The sequence below is a fragment of the Bradyrhizobium sp. Pa8 genome, assembly GCF_052588265.1.
This window is the reverse complement of the sequence record NZ_CP176767.1, coordinates 1,571,929-1,592,480: the sequence shown is the minus strand read 5'-3', so window position 1 is coordinate 1,592,480 and position 20,552 is coordinate 1,571,929. Positions and strand designations below refer to the sequence as shown.

The 20,552-nt window shown below is 57.0% G+C and carries 16 protein-coding genes and 2 pseudogenes; 8 read left to right on the top strand and 10 right to left on the bottom strand.

The annotated features are described in order from the left end of the window. Positions 1–9 precede the first annotated feature (9 nt). On the bottom strand, positions 10–603 hold the full coding sequence (locus ACKWRH_RS07280; RefSeq protein WP_445219932.1) for a NodA family N-acyltransferase: 594 nt from the start codon (positions 601–603) through the stop codon (positions 10–12). Positions 604–1,569: 966 nt separating this feature from the next. Between ACKWRH_RS07280 and ACKWRH_RS07275 the strand changes: the two genes are divergently transcribed. After that, positions 1,570–2,559 (top strand): LysR family transcriptional regulator, encoded by a 990-nt coding sequence (locus ACKWRH_RS07275; RefSeq protein WP_445219931.1) that lies wholly within the window; start codon positions 1,570–1,572, stop codon positions 2,557–2,559. Positions 2,560–2,684: 125 nt separating this feature from the next. On the opposite strand, the gene ACKWRH_RS07270 is transcribed toward ACKWRH_RS07275, so the two are convergent. From ACKWRH_RS07270 to ACKWRH_RS07260, 3 genes are all read right to left on the bottom strand, one after another. Beyond that, positions 2,685–3,794 (bottom strand): branched-chain amino acid ABC transporter substrate-binding protein, encoded by a 1,110-nt coding sequence (locus ACKWRH_RS07270; protein ID WP_445219930.1) that lies wholly within the window; start codon positions 3,792–3,794, stop codon positions 2,685–2,687. A 140-nt stretch (positions 3,795–3,934) separates the two neighbouring features. Further along, on the bottom strand, positions 3,935–4,393 hold the full coding sequence (locus ACKWRH_RS07265) for a MerR family transcriptional regulator (protein ID WP_445219929.1): 459 nt from the start codon (positions 4,391–4,393) through the stop codon (positions 3,935–3,937). Between the two features lie 220 nt (positions 4,394–4,613). Continuing rightward, entirely contained in the window at positions 4,614–4,832 is a 219-nt protein-coding gene (locus tag ACKWRH_RS07260; protein WP_445219928.1) for a hypothetical protein, read from the bottom strand. A gap of 932 nt (positions 4,833–5,764) precedes the next feature. Between ACKWRH_RS07260 and ACKWRH_RS07255 the strand changes: the two are divergent. Next, positions 5,765–6,168, top strand: a pseudogene (locus tag ACKWRH_RS07255) (LysR family transcriptional regulator); the annotation flags it as partial. 269 nt (positions 6,169–6,437) lie between these two features. Here the strand turns inward: ACKWRH_RS07255 and metC are convergent. After that, positions 6,438–7,682, bottom strand: coding sequence for a cystathionine beta-lyase (gene metC, locus ACKWRH_RS07250; RefSeq protein WP_445219927.1), 1,245 nt, complete (start codon positions 7,680–7,682; stop codon positions 6,438–6,440). A gap of 856 nt (positions 7,683–8,538) precedes the next feature. Between metC and ACKWRH_RS07245 the strand changes: the two genes are divergently transcribed. Both ACKWRH_RS07245 and ACKWRH_RS07240 read left to right on the top strand, forming a co-directional pair. Continuing rightward, positions 8,539–9,630: a pyridoxal phosphate-dependent aminotransferase gene (locus ACKWRH_RS07245; protein ID WP_445219926.1), complete on the top strand. Its 1,092-nt coding sequence runs from the start codon at positions 8,539–8,541 to the stop codon at positions 9,628–9,630. A 35-nt stretch (positions 9,631–9,665) separates the two neighbouring features. Further along, positions 9,666–10,700 carry an LLM class flavin-dependent oxidoreductase gene (locus ACKWRH_RS07240; RefSeq protein WP_445219925.1) on the top strand — a complete coding sequence of 345 codons (1,035 nt, stop codon included), beginning with the start codon at positions 9,666–9,668 and terminating at the stop codon, positions 10,698–10,700. A 932-nt stretch (positions 10,701–11,632) separates the two neighbouring features. Here the strand turns inward: ACKWRH_RS07240 and ACKWRH_RS07235 are convergent. The 4 genes from ACKWRH_RS07235 to trpD all read right to left on the bottom strand — a co-directional run bounded on the left by ACKWRH_RS07235 (position 11,633) and on the right by trpD (position 15,153). Continuing rightward, positions 11,633–11,932 (bottom strand): hypothetical protein, encoded by a 300-nt coding sequence (locus ACKWRH_RS07235; RefSeq protein WP_445219924.1) that lies wholly within the window; start codon positions 11,930–11,932, stop codon positions 11,633–11,635. Positions 11,933–12,000: 68 nt separating this feature from the next. After that, positions 12,001–12,501, bottom strand: a complete 501-nt coding sequence (locus ACKWRH_RS07230) for a flavin reductase family protein (protein WP_445219923.1) — start codon at positions 12,499–12,501, stop codon at positions 12,001–12,003. Positions 12,502–13,306: 805 nt separating this feature from the next. Next, complete coding sequence (gene trpC, locus ACKWRH_RS07225; protein ID WP_445219922.1) at positions 13,307–14,134, bottom strand: indole-3-glycerol phosphate synthase TrpC; 828 nt, start codon at positions 14,132–14,134, stop codon at positions 13,307–13,309. A 5-nt stretch (positions 14,135–14,139) separates the two neighbouring features. Continuing rightward, positions 14,140–15,153, bottom strand: coding sequence for an anthranilate phosphoribosyltransferase (gene trpD, locus ACKWRH_RS07220; RefSeq protein ID WP_445219921.1), 1,014 nt, complete (start codon positions 15,151–15,153; stop codon positions 14,140–14,142). A 1,504-nt stretch (positions 15,154–16,657) separates the two neighbouring features. Between trpD and ACKWRH_RS07215 the strand changes: the two genes are divergently transcribed. From ACKWRH_RS07215 to ACKWRH_RS07200, 4 genes and pseudogenes are all read left to right on the top strand, one after another. Further along, a complete protein-coding gene (locus tag ACKWRH_RS07215; protein ID WP_445219920.1) occupies positions 16,658–16,987 on the top strand; it encodes a hypothetical protein in 330 nt (109 codons plus the stop codon). Positions 16,988–17,327: 340 nt separating this feature from the next. Then, entirely contained in the window at positions 17,328–17,759 is a 432-nt protein-coding gene (locus tag ACKWRH_RS07210; protein WP_445219919.1) for an H-NS histone family protein, read from the top strand. 1,126 nt (positions 17,760–18,885) lie between these two features. Beyond that, positions 18,886–19,086 (top strand): hypothetical protein, encoded by a 201-nt coding sequence (locus ACKWRH_RS07205; protein WP_445219918.1) that lies wholly within the window; start codon positions 18,886–18,888, stop codon positions 19,084–19,086. A 27-nt stretch (positions 19,087–19,113) separates the two neighbouring features. Then, a pseudogene (locus ACKWRH_RS07200) lies at positions 19,114–19,410 on the top strand (hypothetical protein); the annotation flags it as partial. Between the two features lie 373 nt (positions 19,411–19,783). On the opposite strand, the gene ACKWRH_RS07195 reads toward ACKWRH_RS07200, so the two are convergent. Beyond that, positions 19,784–19,981 (bottom strand): hypothetical protein, encoded by a 198-nt coding sequence (locus ACKWRH_RS07195; protein WP_445219917.1) that lies wholly within the window; start codon positions 19,979–19,981, stop codon positions 19,784–19,786. Positions 19,982–20,552 lie beyond the last annotated feature (571 nt).

The window sequence follows — 20,552 nt, the reverse complement described above, 5'->3', positions numbered from 1 at the left end:
TGGCGTTTTTCACAGCTCTGGCCCGTTACGCTCGATGATCGTGCCGGTCGGCCACTCGCTCATCGACCGCGCTACGGGAAAAACTACGAGCAGCGCGTCATCGACGCGAGTTGGCGGCAAGTTGTCATAGATATCCGGAAGAGTGGATCGCACACGAATGCCCGGAACAACTGTCGCTAAGCCCGGCCGGCCGAGCAACCTGAGGATATGCTCTTTGAGTTCGTGTCGAACCGTGCCGAACCCGAAGGGAACTCCAAGCTCCCGCAGCACCGGATACATCACGCGCATCGAATGACTGATTCCGAGGCCCTCGAGATCCGGACGTACCGCGTACAATCCAAGTTCAGCCACCAACAGATCGATCTCGCCGACCTTGATGAACCGGCGCAGCGCGCCGATATGAGCCGCCACGCCGCGATCGTCGTATCCAACTACACGGAGCTCAGGTCTCGCGCCGGCCCAGCTTCGATTGCCTTCAAAGGGCTTTGCGTTAAACGCCCCGGTCGGTCCGTAGGCGCTTCGAAAGAACTCGGAGATCTCGACGTGGTCGGCGAGTTGTAAGTCATTTTCCCAGCACGTCCTCCACTGGAGTTGAGGGCGCATGAAAGACTCTCCTGCTTCTTGCTGCGTTTCTGAGGCACGCATCAGGTGAGCAACGAGCCCAGTGACGGTGCTCGTTCGATGGTGTCGTCAGCGAATGAGGATGATGTTGCTTTGTTGAGGGCGCTGCTTAGGTTACGCCGCGTAGGAAGCACAACTTTTTGAATACCCCCGATTGCAGGTGCACTACAGCTAGCTGTCGTCGTGTCCAGACCAGTAGCTGTTGGTTCTGTTACAGTTGGCGCTCTGTGTACTGTCCTGCATCCCCGTTTTCGTTCATTGCCCGTTAACGTCCATTTCCCGTGCCGGCACTGCGCAACACGCAAGCTATCGAATGACCGCGCATTTACCCAATAATATCGCGGTAGACGTTTTCCATTGAAAGGTTTGTAGCCGCTATACGATGGTTTAAACCGTGATCCTGGCGACATTATCGAGCGGCGTGCCGTTGCCATGGGAGACGACGCCATTGTAGAACTTGTCTCGCACGAACGAAGGTACCGCAACTCTGCTGCACACGACGTCACGCTCCTCTGGCTATGCAGCAAATATGCTGATCGGGCGTATCGATAGTGGCACACGATAATGTTGGTCGCGGCTTCATTTGCTGAGACCAATATCGGGCACTCAGCTTGATGCGCGCGACGACTTTTGTGCCGCTTATTTGCTTTCTCGAAGGGGGCATGATCGTTCGCCGCGCGTGCGCTCGATGACTGTTCGCACGAGCGGTTAAGACTGGACTCCATGCAATGTTTTCGGATGTGACAATACAATGACGAACGTCGGGCTAGCTCGTTGCGCGCAAACGCGGACGCAACTTCATCACCAAATTTTGCGACCTGCGGCGCCAAGTTCTGCTTCTCCGAATCTACCCTATTGCTCAGGGACTGGAGATTTCCTAACCGGTGCTGCGCGAACTGGTAAATCGATTGTTTGGATGAGAAACATCTACACTGCGGATAGGTGGCAATGCGTTTCCGAGGGCTTGATCTGAATCTCCTGGTCGCGCTCGACGCACTAATGACCGAGCGCAACCTCACGGCAGCAGCACGTAGCATCAACTTGAGCCAACCGGCCATGAGCGCGGCGGTTGCCCGCCTACGCGCGTATTTCAAAGACGAGCTCTTCACGATGAGAGGGCGCGAACTTGTCCCGACTCCACGCGCCGAATCTCTTGCGGCCCCAACTCGCGAGGCCCTGCTTCACATCCAGTTCTCCATTACTTCCAGGGATGCGTTCAAGCCGAGCGGCTCTGATCGGCTCTTTAGGATCTGCCTGTCGGATTTTGCTACGATCGTTTTGTTCCGAAACGTCGTGGAGCGTGTCGCGCGAGAGGCTCCAGGCATCAGATTCGAATTGATGCCTCACGGCGATCCGTTCGATCACCCCCTCCAACGCGCAGAAGTCGACTTTCTTATCGTGCCCGAGATATACACGTCGGACGCGCATCCCAAAGCCACACTCTTTGACGAGACACTCGTGTGCGTCGGCTGCCGCTCGAACAAGCAGCTATCGGGGCCCCTTACATTCGAGAGGTACATGGCAATGGGGCATGTTGTGGTCAAGTTCGGACGCTCTCGAGTACCCTCCTTAGACGAATGGTATTTGCAACAGCACGGCGTCAGGAAACGCATTGAGGTCGTCGTGCAGAGCTTTAGCATGATCCCTCCTATGCTATTGGGCACCAATCGAATAGCGACCATGCCCGCAACACTGGTGAAGTATTTCGCGAAATCGATGCCGCTGCGGATCACCAGACTTCCCGTACCACTTCCAGGGTTCACCGAAGCCCTCCAATGGCCCACCCTTCATAACTCTGATCCAGCAAGCATATGGATGCGCGAAGTTTTGTTGCAGGAGGCAGCGCGCCTGGCTCATCCGCGCGCCGAGACTCGCTTAGGGCATCTCGCGAACCCGTCTTCGCTAGCCGGAGACACGGCTGCAGATGCTTCGGAATAACAATTGCGGCTCGTGAGCCATTTCCCGCTGCTCGGCCTCTACAGGAAGCTACTGGGCGACGCATTGGTCAGATCAGGTGGCGCTTTTGTCGATATGCGGGTTATTTACGGTCACCCGATATCGGGTTACTCCACCATCTCGATCGCGTCGTCCCGCCAGCGATTAACTACGAAGCCGGCAGACGCATTGTCGCCTTTAGCATCAAACCGTACTTGTCCAACCACGGTCTCAACCTCTTGTGAACGAAGTTCTTTCGCCACGCGCACTGCGTTGAAGGAGCCTGCCCGCTTCACCGCCTCGGCCCATACTTGTACGGCGGCATAGGCGTAAAGCGTGTAACCTTCCGCAGATAGGTTTGATGTTTTCAATCTGGCCACCACGTCGGCCGCCTGCGCGTTTTTGGTGGGGTCTTGCATGAATGTGAAAAGAGTGCCGTTTGCGGCGCTGCTTGCAATCGCCCGGAATTCGCCTGTCATCAAGGGATCGTTAGCCATGACCGTGAGACGAGCCTGTGCGTCTGCGGCTTGCCGTACGATCAAGCCGATCTCCGCGTGGTAGCCACCGATATAGGCGATTTCGATTCCTTCCCTCTTCATCCTGGATACCAGGGCCGTGTAATCCTTTCCGCCGGCTATATAGCTTTGCCGCATGATGTTCTGCAGGCCCGCGTCTTGAAGACGAGACGCAACGATATCTGAAATGCCTTTGCCAGCGGTGCTCTTGTCGTCAAGGATCGCAATCTTGCTCTTGGGATAGTGTCGCAAGATATAGTTGGCCGCCACTACGCCTTGCTGGTCGTCACGGCCGCAGATCCGAAAAACCGTCTTGAGACCTCGCTCGGTCAGCTGAGGATTGGTTGATCCGGGTGAAATCTGAATAATTCCCGCTTCAGCGTAAACGTCGGAGGCAGGAATCGAGGAAGAGGAGCAATAGTGACCAACGATCAACCTAACCTGGTCGCCCGCCAAACGATTCGCCACGGCGACGGCCTGCTTCTGATCGCAAGCGTCGTCGGCAACGCTCAGTCTGATCTTGGTATCGCGAATCAGCCCGGAAGAATTCAAATCATTCACGGCCGTACCGGCGCCATAACGCATCTGCGCACCGACCGCCGCATTGCTACCTGTCATGGGGCCGGCGACTGCAATATAGACATCGTCAGCCGACGCGACCGAGATCAACACGGAAGCAAGAACCGCTGCACCAGCAATTGAACTGATACTAAAGCACACCATCTTGAGGACCCCGGCGTCGATTTTCTTAGGCTTGCCCCTGGCTTTTCATCACCTGAGTTGCGGTTCTCGCTGGTCGCACGGAACGTCATCGCCGTCTGACCGGATGCCCGCGCAATTAGATCTTGTTCCTGCCACCACTACTATCGATCACCGTCATCCGGTGCACGCGCACGCCGTCGCGGCTGGCCACAGCTTTCTCGCGACATCGCATCAAGGTGAGCAGGTAGCTCGTCTACACTGACATCCGATTCCGTATTCTTCGTGATTTTGCGCAAACGATCGCGCAACTTGGTTGCACGTGCGACTTGAATCTCCGCCCGCTCCAATTGCTCGCTCAATAGATCAGGCAGCGAAGTTCTGCCCTCCATCGCTTTGCGGATCTCTCTAAGGGAGAATCCGAGCTCACGAAGCGCCAGTATATGATAAACTCGCCTGGCGCTTTCGCAGTCATAGATCCGGTGACCACCGCACGTGCGTTGCGAGGCTGCGAGCAATCCCGTGTGTTCATAGTGACGCAGAGTGCGCACCGTCACGCCGGTCGCATCCGCAAGTTCACCGATGCGTCGCCATCGACGCCTGAGTACTGTAGGTCTGGTCATGTTTCTCAGTTTTCAAACCTACAACCTGACGTCACGTGCGATTCAAGCGATTTTGACAACCTGCAGATCGTGTTGCCAACTTTCTGCCCGCGACATCAAACCCCGACCGCAAGAAAACGCATCAGCAGGCGGACGTGACATGCAAGATGCAAGCAACCGCCCCGCCAGACTGGCGTCGGATGACGTCATCATGGGCACATCCACAGAACCGCTGCCGGGGCTAAACGACGGACGCGATGGCCATCATCAGCTTTTTTAGGAGGATCAATTGGGCCTCACTGGCGGCTGTACGTCCAAGGACAAGCTTTGCGACCTCCGTTCTATTGACGGGAGTTCGCATACTTGCCGGTAACGCCGCCACCGCCTCATCAAAGATCGCCCCCAACATTGAAAGCTCTTCCGGATCAAAAACACCACATTGTATTTGCAAAACTTGCATCGTCTCTCCCGTCAAACAACGCGCCGGCGGCTCGGCTCCTTGCAAGGGCGTTTGGCAAAAAGAAGACCGACCTGCGGCGCGCGCGGCCTGCGCATGTTGATTGGTCGTTCGATGCAACATGAATACACACCGACCTGGTTGAGACGCGCGAATGACTTTTACTGCTCAATGCGCACGGCGGAGGCATTCCATCTCTGGTGTAACCCAGACCGTCAGCGGCATTTAGGTGCGAAGATCAGCGCGATCATTTATCGCTCGGACTCGTGCTTTTCCGCATTCTCTCGCGGGTGTTGCTCGCCCCGAATCGCCCAGATTTGATGAACGTCCCGAAAGAGTGAGCGGTTTTCGAGCACCTGACGCTCTAAGGCAGGCCCCCTATTTACGCTGCCTGAAACACAAGGCGGTATACACCGGGACGGCCATGCCGCTCGAGCGATCCTCGAGAAAGCCCAACCGCCATTTTCCGCACCGCCTCAACGGCGCGCAACGAGCTGCGTTCGGCCCCCCCCCGTCCATTGCTCGTCTTTAGAAAGAGACGACGTGCAAAGAGGCGATCCGAGGAAGTTCAGCCGCCCTTGCCCGATCCGGCTTCCCGATTGCATTCAAACAGAACTCCGCTACTAGCGGAAAATGAATCGCCTGTAGTGTCGGGTTGGGACCAACATAACACCACGCTACGACACTCCGGATCATGCAGCGAGTCGAGCGGCCCACGGCCTCGCCGCGAACCTCAACAGCATGACCAGTCTGTATAACTACTCGTTCGGAAGAGAGAACGGCTCTAAACGAGCCAGGAACGAGAATGACATTTTTCAGCTTGTGTGGTTGCGCTGTCGTGACCGACTGGTTGCCGAGATTGCGGTCCGGTGCGGACTCATGGACTCTACCGAGTGAATTGATCGACTAGAGTCTGTTTGATTCTGGCATTTCACATGGAACTTCGGACATCACGCGCTTTCGTGGAGGTCGTACGACAAGGCGGGTTGTCCGAGGCCAGCAAGGTCGTATTTCGCGACCCAATCAACAATCAGCAAGGCGGTCAGGCAGCTTGAGGAGGAGATTGGTGTGCCGTTACTTGATCGGATCGGCCATCGCAGCAAGCTTGCCCGCCGCCGGCGAAATTGTTTACCGCCGCGCGGTCATGATTCTGATGGAACGGGACGATCTGATTTCCGAATTAGACCAGCTGCGCGGCCTAAAATGCGGCATTCTCAAGCTCGGCTTGCTGCCGGTGGGCAGTGGCACGCTCTTCGCCAAGCTATTTGCTAATTACCGCAGACGTTATCCAGGCGTCTACATCCGGTTTGTGGAGCACGGAAGCGAGCGGCTCGCAGAGGAGACCGCGCTCGCCGGGCCGCCTTCCGTGCGATGGAGATGACCAAGGGCGTCTCCCTCTAGTTGCTCAAAGAAATTATGAATGGCCGAACCGCTTACTGATCTTGCCAGGACACGCTTTTGGCGCCGAGCTAATGGAAAACCGCGCGGTCGCGCATTGCCGCTTGCGCATCATGCGTGCGAGGAGACGTTCGTGGTACACCGAACGAGCCTCAAGTGCCGCAGTCTCAAGGCCCCGTTGCGACACGGCTTAAGTTCAGAATACCAAGCCTAACTGACTATTTGGCATTGACTGACGAGTTCGCTCATTTCCGGGCGCACAATCCCGTCAACTGTAGCGCCGCAGGCGGCGTTCAGCGCGTTGTGCATGTCCGCGATCAACTCGTTGGAGCTCTCCATGCCCGCATGTATGCGAATCAGCGGTCCTGCGAACGCAAGCGAGGCTTGCGTTCGCTTTGGTGGTTCGACAAGCAACGCGAGGCTTTCGTACCCGCCCCAGGATAGACCGATCCCGAAGAGGCGCAGACTACTGAAGAGAACCGAAAGTTGTTCCCGCGACATTGGCTTTAGAACAATCGCAAAGAGCCCGCTGGCGCCCAGAAAATCCCTCTTCCAAATGATATGGCCGGGATCGTCAGGGAGGGCTGGGTGCAATACCCTGTCGACAGCTGGATGCGTCAGCAGGCTTTGCGCCAGAATGAGACCATTTTCCCAATGCTGCTTCATGCGCAAAGCTAGAGTACGCAGTCCCCGGAGGGCCAGATAAATGTCATCTGGTCCGCCGATTTCGCCGAAGTGGTGTGCGGTGGATTTCAGCGCGGTCCATGCCGCTTCATTCGCAGTGGCAACGCCAAGAAACGCATCGGAATGGCCAACGATATACTTCGTCGCCGCCTGGATCGAGATATCGACCCCATGCTCAAAAGGCCTGAAATACAGAGGCGTAGCCCACGTATTGTCCATGATTACAAGCGCGTCCGACTGACGTGCAATCGCCACGAGTGCCGGTACGTCTTGAACCTCGAAGGTCATGGACGACGGCGATTCCAGATAGATGGCCCGTGTATTTGCGTTGATCTTCGCCGCCAATTCTGACGGCCGGGTTGGACAGAAATACTGTACTTCAATCTGCAGGCTCGCGAGAACGTCGTCCGCAAAGGCTCTCACAGGCGCATAAACGCCGTCGGTGATCAAAACAGAATCGCCCGCCTTCAGACACGCAAGCAGCGAGTGAGTGCAAGCAGATTGCCCCGATGGGAAGAGAATCGAACGGAAGCCGCCCTCTAACTTACAAACGGCGGCTTCAAGCGCGTGCGACAGAGGTGATCCAAAGCGACCGTAGCTAGGATTGTCTTTGTTCCGGATGTCCCAATCCTCCAAGGTCTCCGAAACAATGGTGGAGCCGCGGTAGATCGGCACATTCACCATCCCAGCATGTTCTGCCGGCGCTCGACCTAGATGGCAAAGTAGGGTTTCCGTGTCTCGTGCTCCCTTGTCGTCGTTCAGACCCTTCATGAAACGTTCTCTTCCATCGCATTCCCTTCCCGCTAAGTCGCCACTCCACCTGGCCGTACTGCACGGCGGGTGCAACAACAATGCCAGTCTTAAGCGATGGTCGTTAGCGCAATTTTGTCGCCCGGATTCTCCGCTGCACTCCTGTTCGTCAGACGATATGGCGAATCAGTGCGCTCTTATCGCGATCGGCTCCGTTATCGCGAGTGGGACACATTTCCCAATGACTACCGACCCCCCTTGAAACGAACGTAAGGTCAAGTTGTACACTACCAGAAATGGGGGCATGGGCGCCTTCGACGACTGTCGAACGAGGATTGTGAATGTCTCAAACGCAAATGTTTGCGCCGCGTCAATCCGTCACGCTCCTCGATAGAGGATGCGCCCGGAAGCATCTGGGTGTGTCTGCTGGAGAACAACCAGTTTGTCGCTCCAGTGAAAGCATGACCAGCCGCCGTCCGACGCACATACGTCAGATCCACCGCTGTCGAACAGCAGACACCGTTCTTTCCGAAGCCGCAGCCAGCAGTCTTTATCGCGACATCGACGAAGTTCTTCGGTCCAACAATGGACCTTCACTCGCGTTGAACAACACCCAATCCGGGCATTTCCCGCTTGTTGATCATGAGGGAGCACACGTCCGACTGCTCGCCCCTCGCGCCGCGACCGATACAAGTTTCGGTTTCTTTTCACGCTTCATACAACTGTTAGGATTGACATTTAGATGGGTGAAGCTCCGCGCCTTCCGACTGTGAAGAGATAGGTCGGCCTACAGGTGCGGGAGCTCATGCGCCAAGTAGTTCACCGAGATCGGACCATCGCCATGCTCAGAACCCATGCTTTTCGACGGAGCGACCACATGTCAGACGCAAGGCTGCTAAGCGCACTCTCGTCCCTTTCACACGTGGCAAAACAGTTAGATGTTCCGCCGCCCGCTCCTCTCGCACCTGATGCAAACTGCGTCAAACTCAACATGAACGAGAACCCATTCCCGTTGCCAGCAATCGTCCGACAAAGCGCGATTTCCGCTCTTGAGAGGCACTATCTGTACCCCGAAGATGACAACGTCGGCTTAAGAGAGGCGGCCGCCTGTGCCTACGGCCTCTCCGCCGACCAGGTGATTGCCGGGAACGGGTCGTCTGAACTTCTCGGTCTCATCTACAAAGCGTTCCTCGCTCCAGGCGATACTGTAGCGATGGTATCGCCCGGATTTTCGTTCAACCGTAAGCTCGCCATGTTGCACGAAGCTCAATTTCTGGAGATCGGGTGGGGTCAGACCCATTCCTTGCCAACGCATCAGTTGCTTTTCGGACCCGCCAGCGACGCCAAGTTCATCCTGCTAGCCAATCCGAACAATCCGACCGGAACGTTTGTTCCGATCACCGATGTCGAAAGGCTCGTAGCACAATCGGACCGACTGATCGTCCTTGACGAAGCGTATGTTGATTTTGCGCCTGATAACGGACTGCGGCTCGTCAACCGCTATTCAAATCTTCTGCTGCTGAGAACTTTCTCGAAAAGTTATGCCACCGCGGGTCTTCGCATCGGCTTCGGCTTCGGTCACCCCGAGCTTATTGGCAGGCTTCGTACCATGCAGAACCTCTTCAACATGAATGTGATTGGTCATGCGGTCGGCGCGAGCATCATTGCGCATCGAGTCGCATTCGAGGAAAACCATCGACGTATCATGCTTGAAAGAGAGCGAACGACAATTGAGCTGTCGAAACTGGGATTCACTGTATTGCCTTCCCACGCCAATTTCTTGCTTGCTCGCGTGCCCGGCGAACACGATGGCGCCTGGTGGCAAGCCGCATTGCAGGGGCGAAACGTGCTTGTTGCATTCTTTCCGGAAGCCGGTCTCGAAACTTTCATACGTATTGCAATCGGCACAGAAGCGCAAATGGATACGTTTCTTTCGGCCGTCAGTGACATTTCCAGATCGTCACTCTGAACCAAGCCGATAACTGCAATTCTCGAGGTAGTTAAGTGAAAAATACCCTTTCTCCAACGCTGACGTTCGGCATCTTTGATCACCTGGACGCGGACGGCCGTGAGGTCGCCAAACAATATGACGATCGCCTCATGCTCGCCGAGGCATGCGATCGGCTGGGGTTCTACGCTTATCATCTAGCAGAGCACCATTGTACTCCACATGGCAGAAGCCCCTCACCGAATCTGTTCTTGTCTAGCGTTGCACAACGCACCGCACATCTTCGCATCGGCCCGATGGTTATGCTGCTTAGCCTTCATCATCCGCTGCGAGCCTTTGAAGAGGCCTGTATGCTGGACCACTTGAGCGGCGGCCGGCTTGAGCTTGGCATCGGACGCGGCTCCCTTCCGGTTGAATTGGGATATTTCGGGGTCAGTGCAGACGCGGCACCAGGACGCTACACGGAAGCCAGCGAGATCCTTGTTAAAGCCATGCGAGGCGGCACGCTCTCCTACGAGGGTAATCATTACAGATTAGATGACGTTCCATTGACGCTAACGCCTCATCAGCGGCCGCACCCCCCGACATGGATCGCCGTAAATCAACCTGACTCGGCACGCTGGGCTGCTGAAATCGGTGCAAACATTGCGAGCCTTGGACCTTCATCGTCGGTTCGAAGGGTCACTGACGCATACCGCTCGCATCGAGAGCAGCGCCCAGAGACAGATGGTCAGTCCCCGTTTCTTGGCCTGCTTCGCATGGTCGTGGCTGGAAGGACTGAAGCGGATGCTTATTCACTCGCTGCGCCTGCTTACGATCGATGGCTCGACAGCTTCAAGTTCCTTTATGACCGCAACAACATCCCCACCCCATCAAACCTGCCCTTGACCTTCGATGCTGCAATCGAAAGTGAGTTGTGCGTTGCCGGGACGGCCGCTTCGATCCGCCAAACTCTTCTTAATCATCTGGAAGAGGCGGGCGCTAACTATCTTCTTTGTCAGCTCGCATTTGGGGACCTCCCTCTAGATGCTTCAGTGAACACAGCCACCATCATACGGTCTGAAGTCGTCGCGGGGGTTGGCCCAACATGAGGCTCGCCATCCAGCGTCCGAATTGCAGGCGATGTCTTTTGAGCCTGATAGCGCAATGGCAGCCACCTCATTCCTTGCGCGGCTGCGCTCACACCTTGGCTTGCCCTCATAATGCTCGTGTCACCCGCCTTTACTCTGCTCGCGTATCCAACACCGCGGCCCACGGCGCTTGGATCAACAATTACAAGCAGAGCCACCTTTCGACCCTACGCGCATAGACCTAAACAAACGGACATGCGGCTAAGCAGGCCGCACTATGAACGCTTGAATAGTGCTGTTCACCAGGTCAGATCTCCCAGGGGCCCGCCAAGCGAGCATATGGCATCGGCAGCTTTCGAGTTCCCCTCGTCTGAGGCTACGGTCCGCAGCCGGGGAGTCCGTATTCGGGAGCAGCAGACAAAGCATAGGCTATCGTCGAAGCCCGCCGCACGATCTAATCGCCGACAGTGAAGCCGTCGCACCTTGATGCTTGCCACCCGAGTTTGGGCAGTGGGAGGCCATGACGCAAGTTTCTCACTCGTCTTAACGCCCGGCCTGCCTCAACGGTTTGAAGCTCGAAATTCAGGGAGCTGCAATGACGAAATGGGTCGTTAGAACGTACGTAAGAGAAGCTCACATATGCAAAAGGATTTGCGATGGTATTTTGCAGGTCAGACGCCGGGAACTCACAATTCACGGGCGGCGGAGGCACCGGGAAGGACAAGTTCCCGGCCCTCGACCGGTGATCCATCCAACATAGGGCCCCCGGAAACTTCAGCGATTGGCAGCGCGTTCCGTAGTTCCGTTGGCGCAAGGTCACAAGACTTGGCTCGTTCGGTCGAAAAGTCGTGACCTGTGACACCTCTGGCAATCGAGCGAGATGAGAGGTTTGAGTTCCCATGCGTGCGTGAGCGTCTTGCGCGATGGCTCGGAGGAGGCGGAGGGCTCTCTGGTCAGTCCCCTCTTTCGATGTGTACGCGGATCGCATTTGTTTTGAGATCGATCCAGCCGCATTCGCGGGCGCCGGCGATCATCTGGATGTAGGCTACGTCCCATGCCCGATCGTCCTTCGGGCGACCAGGCAGGTTAGGCACGAGATCGATAGGCACCAATGCAGTGTCCTCGTCAACGATCGTGATTCCCTCCAGCCTCGGTGGGACGCTGAGCGGACCTTTCAACACGAGCTTAAACCCGCAAAAGTCGAGAGGCTCCGTTAGACGGACGCCGCTCTCGGGGGTGTATTCTACGATCATAACTCGGCTCCATCACATCTTTTTCCGACCACGCGTCTAGTGTTGAAACGCCACTGAAAACACTGCGTTCAATCGTGTGGTAATGTTCGAAGTTCGCCGCGACAGTTGATAAGCGGATTGCCGGTGCCTGGGCGCACCGCAACGGTTCGGCCGATAAATAGCCCGTGCGTGCCAATGACCTGGTAGTGGTGTAGAACGCATTCGAGAGCGCAGATTGCGCCCTGCAATAGAGGCACGTCGAGAATCCCCTGATCCCAACGAGCAGTATTGAACCGTTCGGGACCTTTGGAGCCGTCTCGGCCGGCGAACCGCAAAGCGATGTCCTGCTGATCGATAGCAAGAAGGCTCACACCGAATCTGCCGTGCGCACGTATTGCGTCGTGAGTCCCGGAATTGATATTGATGCCGACCAGCAAACAGGGGGGCTCTATGCAAACCGAGGTGATAGAACTCACCGTTAGCCCACGCGGTTCAAGTGCCGCGCCTGTTGCCACAATTGCAACGCCGCTGGCCAGATTTCGCATCGCCTGGCGAAACTCGATCGCCTCGACTGATTGAATGTCGTTCATATGGCAACGCAACCAAGCATCAACCGTCCGCCGGCGGGGCCACGCCCAAGTTCCAGCGCTCGCGCTATGAAGACATTGTCTCGCTCGCGCCCCTCGCCTCTCCAGGCCGGCGTCCGACCAGTTTGTGCTTTGTCGCTCGGTTTAGTTCTCCTGGCAGCAGATCGATTGGGCGAGACTCCGGGACTCGCCATGCGTCGCCGAGTTTCATCGATACCGCAACCTGCGATCGTTTGGTAACGTGGGCCGCGGTTAGCAAGTGGTCGACTATCTCGATGTTTCGGGCGAGGCGTGCGCGCTTGCACGTCGTTTCCATCGTCAGGTCGTCCGAGATGGCACTCCCCTCGATCGATACGCGCCCTTTCAGCTCCGCTGAACACATTGGGCAGGCTTCTCAGTTGGAGGAATGTCGCGCCTCGCTCGAGCTTGTGACTAGCCAGCTCCTGGTCATAAATACGGCCGGACGTTTTGTCCGCGAGACCGCTGCGGGCTCGACATTGGCTGACACGAGCCCTGTCGTCTTCCAGATGCAGGCGCCGACATGCCGCTGGAATAGATCTAAAAGTGCGCAAGCCGGGCTTTTGGTGCGCCGATGCTATTTTCGAGTGATCCATGACATGCGGGCGCGCGATCAATACTCGGAAATCCCGCCATCGTCCTGCGGTCGGTTTCGCACTCGTCGCAGCAGGTTTTTTCGCTGCGGCGGCCCGCGCGCTAAAGTGTACTCCCGATCTACATACCATGCGATAGGTGCCGTTTTCAGGGTGGACATGAGGGTGCGGCATCAGCTGATGAGTGACTCTGCGTTTCATTGAGGTAGCCCGGTCGCCGCAGCTTGGTTTGGCGAAAGCAAAGCGCGAGTTGCCGCCGTCAGGTCGGATTGACGCATTAGACTTTCGCCCACAAGGAAGGTCGAGATGCCGGCTCGCGAGAGCCGCGCGATATCAGTGAACGCACAGATGCCGCTTTCGCTGACAATCAGACGATCCTTTGGGACGAGTGGCGCCAGCGCTTCACTTGTCTTAAGGTTTGTCACAAAGGTGCGCAGGTTGCGATTATTGATGCCAATCATCTGCGAGCGAAGCTTGAGAGCACGATCGAGCTCTAAGCGGTCATGGATCTCGATCAACACGTCCATACTGTATGCTAGAGCCGCAGCCTCGAGGTCGTGGGCAGCCCCGTCGTCCAGCGCTGCCATAATGAGCAGAATGCAGTCGGCGCCGCGGGCGCGAGCCTCGATCACCTGATAAGTGTCGAAAATGAAGTCTTTGCGCAACACTGGTAGGTTTGTGGCCGCGCGTGCCGCGTCAATAAAGTCAAGGTCACCCATGAAGGACGGTTTGTCCGTCAAGACCGAGAGGCAGGCGGCGCCTCCTGCTTCATACGATCTGGCAAGCGACGGCGGATGGAAGTCGGTGCGAATGAGCCCCTTCGACGGCGACGCTCTCTTGATCTCTGCGATGAGAGCATAGCTATCCGACGCGCGTTTTTTCTTAATTGAGCTGAGAAAGCCGCGCGGCGAAGGCGCACGGCGCGCGCGCTCGTCGAGCTCGGCAGGCGGTAGCGCGCGCCTGGCAGCTGCGATCTCGTCGCGCTTATATGTCTCGATCTGCTTCAGCATGTCTGAACGGATCATGTCGTCTATTTCGCGTTGGAGACTGCGATCAGCTGCTTCAAGCGCGCGGCGGCGGCGCCACTGTCAAGTGATGCCTGCGCGATGGCCGCGCCTTCCTTCAAAGTTGTGGCCCGACCGGCCACTATAAAGGTCGCTGCCGCGTTCAAGACAGCGACATCGCGATATGGGCCTCGCATGCCCTCGAGCACGCTCCGCAGTACAATCGCGTTCACATCGGCGCTCCCGCCCTTCAGCTCCTCTTGTTCGCAACGAGGGAGCCCGGCTTCTTCCGGCCTTATCTCGAAGCTGCGAATCTCGCCTTTCTCAAGTGCGGCAACAAAGGTGGGGCCGGCGAGTGTGATCTCGTCAAGCCCATCGCAGCCGTGCACCACCCAGACTGATTCCGCGCCAAGCCTCTTAGAGACCTCGGCTAGGGGCTGCACCCATCGGCGTGAAAACACCCCGACCATCTGCCGCTTGACGCCCGCGGGATTGCAGAAAGGCCCGACGAGATTAAAGATGGTGCGGGTCGCAAGTTCGACCCGGGTTGTACCCACGTTTTTCATCGCCGGATGATGGGTCGGCGCAAACATGAACCCTATCCCAGCATCCTGGATACAGCGTGCGACATCCTCTGGCTCCAAATCGATCTTCACGCCGAGCGACGCCAGTACATCGGCGGAGCCTGAGCGTGAGGAGAGCGCGCGGTTGCCGTGCTTGGCTACAGGGGTGCCGGCGCCCGCGATAATAAAAGCGGCGCATGTCGAGACGTTGATTGAGCCGGAACCATCACCGCCCGTGCCCGCGATGTCGACCGAATCAGGCGGTGCATCGACCGGTCGCATTCTGCTGCGCATCGCGGAAACCGCGCCGGCCACTTCTTCCACTGTCTCGCCGCGCACCCTCAACGCCAGCAACAACCCGCCCATCTGCGAGGGCGTTGCGTTGCCCGACAGCATACTATCGAACACCAGGGCGATTTCCTGATGGTCCAACGGGACGCCGCTAGCAACTTTGTCCATGATCAATTTGAGATCCATTACGCGCTCTCGGACCGGGCCGAATGGTTGCTAGCACTCTCGGCCCGAGCGAAGGCCGCCGCCCCGTCGGTCGACGCGCCGATTTCCCATTGCGGCCTGGCGCTCTGTCGAAAGACGCCGCGGGCGGTTCTTCGCTCAAGGTGCGTTGGACGGCCTCCTTTTTGCTTTTGGTCCGCTCGGCACTTTGTCTTAAGCAGGACGAGTTCAGCGATCAGGACGACCTGAGGCTCGGTGTCGTTGCCGCTTTCCGCCTGTCCGACGCCATTTCTGGCCGCCCCAAAACTCGCGGCAATTGCCGTTGGCGCGGTCCAACGGAGCGCGCAACGATTGTAAGATGCTCCAGATCTCGATTCCACCACACCCGCCACCCTCACATTGGCATTCATGCGCACCACAAGCCTCGCTTGCGCCGTCGGGGGCGCCAGTCGCTTCGGTCATGATCTATTTTTGAAGCCTACAACCTGACGCTGCGACAGTTTCAAGCATTTGAGCCAACGCGAGTGAGGCCACACACTCGCAAACGTAGGAGGACCCGCGCCGAGACGGGCGTCGGTGAGACTGACCAACATTTGCCACACCCCTCATGAGACCCTTCTTCGCAGCCCGCCTCCTTTGATACGCGTCGTTACGGCGTCGACTGCAGCCCAGATGTCGCTTGAACTCTCCGGAGTCGTGCCGCCGGACAGCGCGTTCCCTGACAGCACCTGCGATCAAGGCATGCTTCGTATATGGCACCGATCTCGTTCTGCACCTCTTTTGAGGTCGCGGCCTTGGAAGACGCCCGCGCCGGTGCACTCGGCGGAGGCTCTGCAGGTGGATGACGCGAGGCTCGCAAACGAGGTGTCGCATCAAGGACCCACACTCATTGAACGCCCGTAGTCACCGGCGAGCTCGGACTTCGATGTCCGTCCGTCCGTCACTCTGCGTCCAGAGTCGCGCATCATCGGGAGACTTTGCGTTGATGGCCGCAAATCGTTCCATGCGCGGCATCCACGGTACCGCCTAGCCTGCACACTTTCACAAAATCTGCCTCAGTCCTCTGTCTTTTTGTTTTGACCACGCATCAGAACGCTCTCCGCTTGCGCAACTCAATAGGATGTACTGCAACCTGGGAAGTTGGCCGAAGGTAAGCCTCGCGCAAACGATAGCGCTCACGCCGCTTGCGAGAACGCCATGCGCGCACGGCGTAACCAGCTCCGAAACCAACAAGAAAAATCGAAAACAGGCCTAGAAATGGCATCATTGGGAAGCCTCAGCTTGCAGAGCGGTTGCGTTTTCCGGATGAGCAGCGAGGACATCATGGTGCGGTCCTTCGTGCTCCCTATTCGAGTTGAAACCATTTCGCGAGCATACAACTTGACGCTAGGTCTGATTCAAGCCCTGTGAGGTTCTCGCTCCGAACAATATCCTGCAGCGGAATCCGCAGCCAACAGTTCCCGCAAATTCAACTAAGCATCTTAGTCGTACTTTCTCGCCGGCTAAAAGCGAATCAGTTGTGCGGCGAATGAACGTGGCGGAAGAGTCGAGCGGGACACCCGCCTTTCGCCAAGCTGCGCCTGTGAAAAACGGGAGCGAGTGGGAAACATTCATTCTTTTGACAGATCAGTTCGCCACGAATTTGTCACCACAGGCGCCTGAAACGCCGCGCTGCCTTGAAATTTTCACGCGGCAGGCGGAGATGATGCAGCAACCGCACTCAGAAGTAGAGGGCGGCGCTTGTTCGATCGGGTGTCCGCAGCTTGACGCAGGATTCACCGATCGTTCAATACTCATAGACCGACACAACTCAACTGAGATCCGAAGGCTGCCGAATGAAGGTCAAAGAGCTTATTGAGCTTCTATCAGGATGTGAGCCGGATGCTGATGTCATCATTCCGGACTCGTCCTCGCCGCGCGAGGCTTTCGCAGTGGTGAAAGCTGTCCAGACTGGATGGACTTATAATCCACAGCTTACCATCGAAGATATGTCATTTTGGATTGATGGGGTCGACTATGTTGAGCCGCCCCGCGGTAGCTATATAGCTCGTGGAGTGAGGTTGCTCGGTCCAAAATGTGGGCCTGTACTAACCATCCAATAGATTTCAAGAAGCGGTTGGCGTCGATGATCCTCAGCTTGAGGCCGTCGATTTCTTTCGTCACTCTCCAACAACGTTGCGGCGCGTCTCGCCTTCTCGATGAAGGTATTCGTTTCGCTACTCCTCGCGCCTTGTCTATTATTTGACGCCCGGCTATCTAATCCGATCGAATTTCCAGCATGGCAGATCGTAATGAATATGAATGACCTGAGGTCAATGAGTGTCGACGAGTTATGGAGTCTCCACGAGAAGGTGTCCGCGGCTCTAACTCGACGAATTACGGCGGAAAAGCTCAGGCTAGAAGAGCGCCTGCAAACCATCGGAGCCGTCGACAAGCTCGCCCGGTCCGGCCGTGAGCGTCGGCCCTACCCGCCTGTGCGGCCAAAGTATCGAAATCCAAAGAACCCGGCGCAAACCTGGTCGGGGCGTGGGAAATTACCCCGATGGCTCAGCCCACAACTTCGTGCCGGCCGGAAGCTCGAAGATTTCCTCATCGACCGATCTGCTCGTAAGCGTCGCCACAAGGTCTGACATGCCGGTCAGCAATGCCGCTTCGATCGACGAGACTATGTGGCCATTAGCTCCGAACGACTAAGGCGTTCTTCCTGACTGTGTTGTAAATGCTCGGGCCTCGCCAGGCCTCGGCTCTCGCCTTGCGCGCGCTTTCCCGGTTACCGATAGTACAACTTGAGAAAACAACCGCGCGCAGCCGAGAGCTCGGAACTTCTGCGCTCTTGAACGAACTTCCCCCACGAAAAGAGTTCGGTGTCGCGCCGGGACCCGAACGCCCCTCCGTGGAGGGGTAATAGACAGCGAAGCAAGGGTACGTGCCACGGATCTTTCATTCCTCGGTGATAAAGAGAAATGCGTGCTGAAGGACTATAAACATCTATAGCAATGATTCTGCAGCGGTTTTTGCCTATTCCTGGGTTTTACCATGCCGGGAGGGCGTTCAGAACAGCTGCGCTGAGACAGTCCCGATGCGTCGCTAACTCCTTTGAACGCAGTCTCGAACCGGTATCGGCAGCCGCAGGCTGGTCGAGATGTTTATTCGGGTGCCGCAATCTCGGGGTTGTCAAAAGAGAGTTGTAAAGCGCGAGGCGCGCCATGAGCGCAAGAAAGTGAAATCCGTCGAAAAATGCAATCAGGCGAGGACTTTGTGCGCCGATGCATAACTCCTTGCATCAATTTGAAATCGAAATCCGCCTAGCGTGCACTGTCGACTTCAACCCTTTTTCACGCACGATCGTGCAGCGGATCAGGCCAGGGCTAGCCCTCTCTATCGCCGCCTTATGCTTGGTTCCAAGCGAAAACGGGCCTCCTTGCAAGACCGTGCTGGCGTTCGAGACTGCGCAGGGCCAGCGTGAGCCCCTGCTGGAAAGAACTCGTCGCCAGGATAAAGGAGTTCGAGGGCTGCAAGCGGGCATCACTCAGTGGCTTAAGCGGCAGCCCGAAACTCAAACCAGAGTAGGATGCAAACGGCAAGTGCGATCGAAGCCGAACGCGCCGCAATCGAATAACGAGTTGAATGAACGCCCAGGGTCTCTTAGAGACAGGCGCGGAAGAAACAGCATGAGCTGCGTGATTTATCCCACTTGAATTCAGGAACGCGCGATCCGTATTATCTTCATCATAAGAGCACGGGGGATATCTCCAAATGTTGGATACGGCTACCGCCGAGCTTCTGCGCCCTGTCCTCGAAGAAGTCTGCGCGAGCATTTCGCGCTACGAGACAGGCGTGCGCGCGCATGTTGCCGCTAAGCTTCTGGAAGCCGCCATTAGAGGTGAAACGATACCCGACCGCTTGAAACAGATTGGCCTCGAAGCGCTCCGCGATGCACCGACCATGTGGCGGTAAGCGCGAACAATATGATCTCCTACTCAGGTGAATTTCCAGGTTACCGTTCTAAAGATCCTTGTGAGCTACCCGGACGGTTTCGCGCCGATGGCGGAGCTTAAACACGACATGGCCATTTTGGCGACGAGCGGTCGAGACTGGGCCGAGCGCACCAAGAGAATGGCCGCACGTGTCCCGAGCCTCGACATTTTTTCGCAGAAGCTCGTCGAGCGGGTCAATGGTGGCTGGCGCATCACCGAAAAGGGCCGTGCCCTGCTCGATCTGATGGAAGCGCGTCCGGTCGCTGCGGAGGCGCCGCGCGAGATGAGCGCATCAGCCTCCGAGCCCCCCGAAGCCGATGATGGGTCGATCGATTAGTGCCGGTGATACGACCGCGAGGTCGCCCTGTGATCCCTTCCACTCGACCGGTTTTGTGCCCTGCATAGGGCGATCGGACGCACCCCGCATGCGGATAATCAGGAAATCGATCGAAGCCATCGAATAGCCCACCCCATGGGGGATCCGTATTGTCCCGCACTGGGCCGCATATACCGCTTGATGTAACGATCGCCGGACGCACTCCCGACGGACTCGGCGGTTCTGCGCGAGAGTCTACGCGCACCTCCCACCGAGAACCAGACAACGCCTGTGATGATGCAGGCCGTAGAGCACCCCGCAAGGGCCCCAGCAGCTTGCCTCTCTCGTGATGCGATTACGCCTAATTCGACTCCACGGTCACGCCGACCCCGCTCATGTTGTAGGCTATAAAGCACAGCAGAGCGATTGAGGCGGCCCACAGCGCCACGTGTTCCCACCAACACAACTGGCGCTCGTACGTCTCACGCGCGATGGCCGCAGCCAAGCCGCCCAAGGTCATTCCTGCCATGACGATTGAAAGCAAATCAATGCCTTCCATAGGCGCTCCGTTCTACCGGGCGTGCAAATGCTGCCATCGTATTCCTGTTGGTTTGTTTTGAACTGCTCTGTGTCTGGTCCCGAACAAGCTCGCTGAGTTCGAAGGTCATCGCAGCTCGCGTGACGCCGAGGAGGTCAGCCGCTTACACCGGGGCGAACAGGATACGGCTGTCATGCGAGCGTCCACCCGACACGGCTATTGAAGGTGCAACTATGCAAACAACTGTGTCCGGTCGAGAAAGCCAAGATCCGTTCAATCTGCCAACCGTCATTTGTTTCCCGACACCTGCGAAAGTGCGGTGTTAGCTTGGCAGACAGCCGACGGTCGCAGACCTCATTCAAGACCAAGTCCTACAACCTGACGCTACGTATGATTCAACCCCGAAGCAGATTCGTAACAAATGGTCCGTAAAGCCTCGGTTCGAGCTCAGGGGCACACTTGAGTCGTACGTGTCATCATGTTGTACGGTCTAAGGGCAACCGCCGTGCACGGATGTGAGTTGCGCACCCCACTTGCCGACACGGAGATCTTGAGCGACATCAATGCGGTTCGCGAGCATCTCCATCTACGT

Bases quoted from the DNA above. Each gene is read 5' to 3' on its own strand.
- ACKWRH_RS07280 (WP_445219932.1), bottom strand. From the start codon at position 603: ATGCGCCCTCAACTCCAGTGGAGGACGTGCTGGGAAAATGACTTACAA.
- ACKWRH_RS07275 (WP_445219931.1), top strand. From the start codon at position 1,570: ATGCGTTTCCGAGGGCTTGATCTGAATCTCCTGGTCGCGCTCGACGCA.
- ACKWRH_RS07270 (WP_445219930.1), bottom strand. From the start codon at position 3,794: ATGGTGTGCTTTAGTATCAGTTCAATTGCTGGTGCAGCGGTTCTTGCT.
- ACKWRH_RS07265 (WP_445219929.1), bottom strand. From the start codon at position 4,393: ATGACCAGACCTACAGTACTCAGGCGTCGATGGCGACGCATCGGTGAA.
- ACKWRH_RS07260 (WP_445219928.1), bottom strand. From the start codon at position 4,832: ATGCAAGTTTTGCAAATACAATGTGGTGTTTTTGATCCGGAAGAGCTT.
- metC (WP_445219927.1), bottom strand. From the start codon at position 7,682: ATGAAGGGTCTGAACGACGACAAGGGAGCACGAGACACGGAAACCCTA.
- ACKWRH_RS07245 (WP_445219926.1), top strand. From the start codon at position 8,539: ATGTCAGACGCAAGGCTGCTAAGCGCACTCTCGTCCCTTTCACACGTG.
- ACKWRH_RS07235 (WP_445219924.1), bottom strand. From the start codon at position 11,932: ATGATCGTAGAATACACCCCCGAGAGCGGCGTCCGTCTAACGGAGCCT.
- ACKWRH_RS07230 (WP_445219923.1), bottom strand. From the start codon at position 12,501: ATGAACGACATTCAATCAGTCGAGGCGATCGAGTTTCGCCAGGCGATG.
- trpC (WP_445219922.1), bottom strand. From the start codon at position 14,134: ATGATCCGTTCAGACATGCTGAAGCAGATCGAGACATATAAGCGCGAC.
- trpD (WP_445219921.1), bottom strand. From the start codon at position 15,153: ATGGATCTCAAATTGATCATGGACAAAGTTGCTAGCGGCGTCCCGTTG.
- ACKWRH_RS07215 (WP_445219920.1), top strand. From the start codon at position 16,658: ATGAACGTGGCGGAAGAGTCGAGCGGGACACCCGCCTTTCGCCAAGCT.
- ACKWRH_RS07210 (WP_445219919.1), top strand. From the start codon at position 17,328: ATGAAGGTATTCGTTTCGCTACTCCTCGCGCCTTGTCTATTATTTGAC.
- ACKWRH_RS07205 (WP_445219918.1), top strand. From the start codon at position 18,886: ATGTTGGATACGGCTACCGCCGAGCTTCTGCGCCCTGTCCTCGAAGAA.
- ACKWRH_RS07195 (WP_445219917.1), bottom strand. From the start codon at position 19,981: ATGGAAGGCATTGATTTGCTTTCAATCGTCATGGCAGGAATGACCTTG.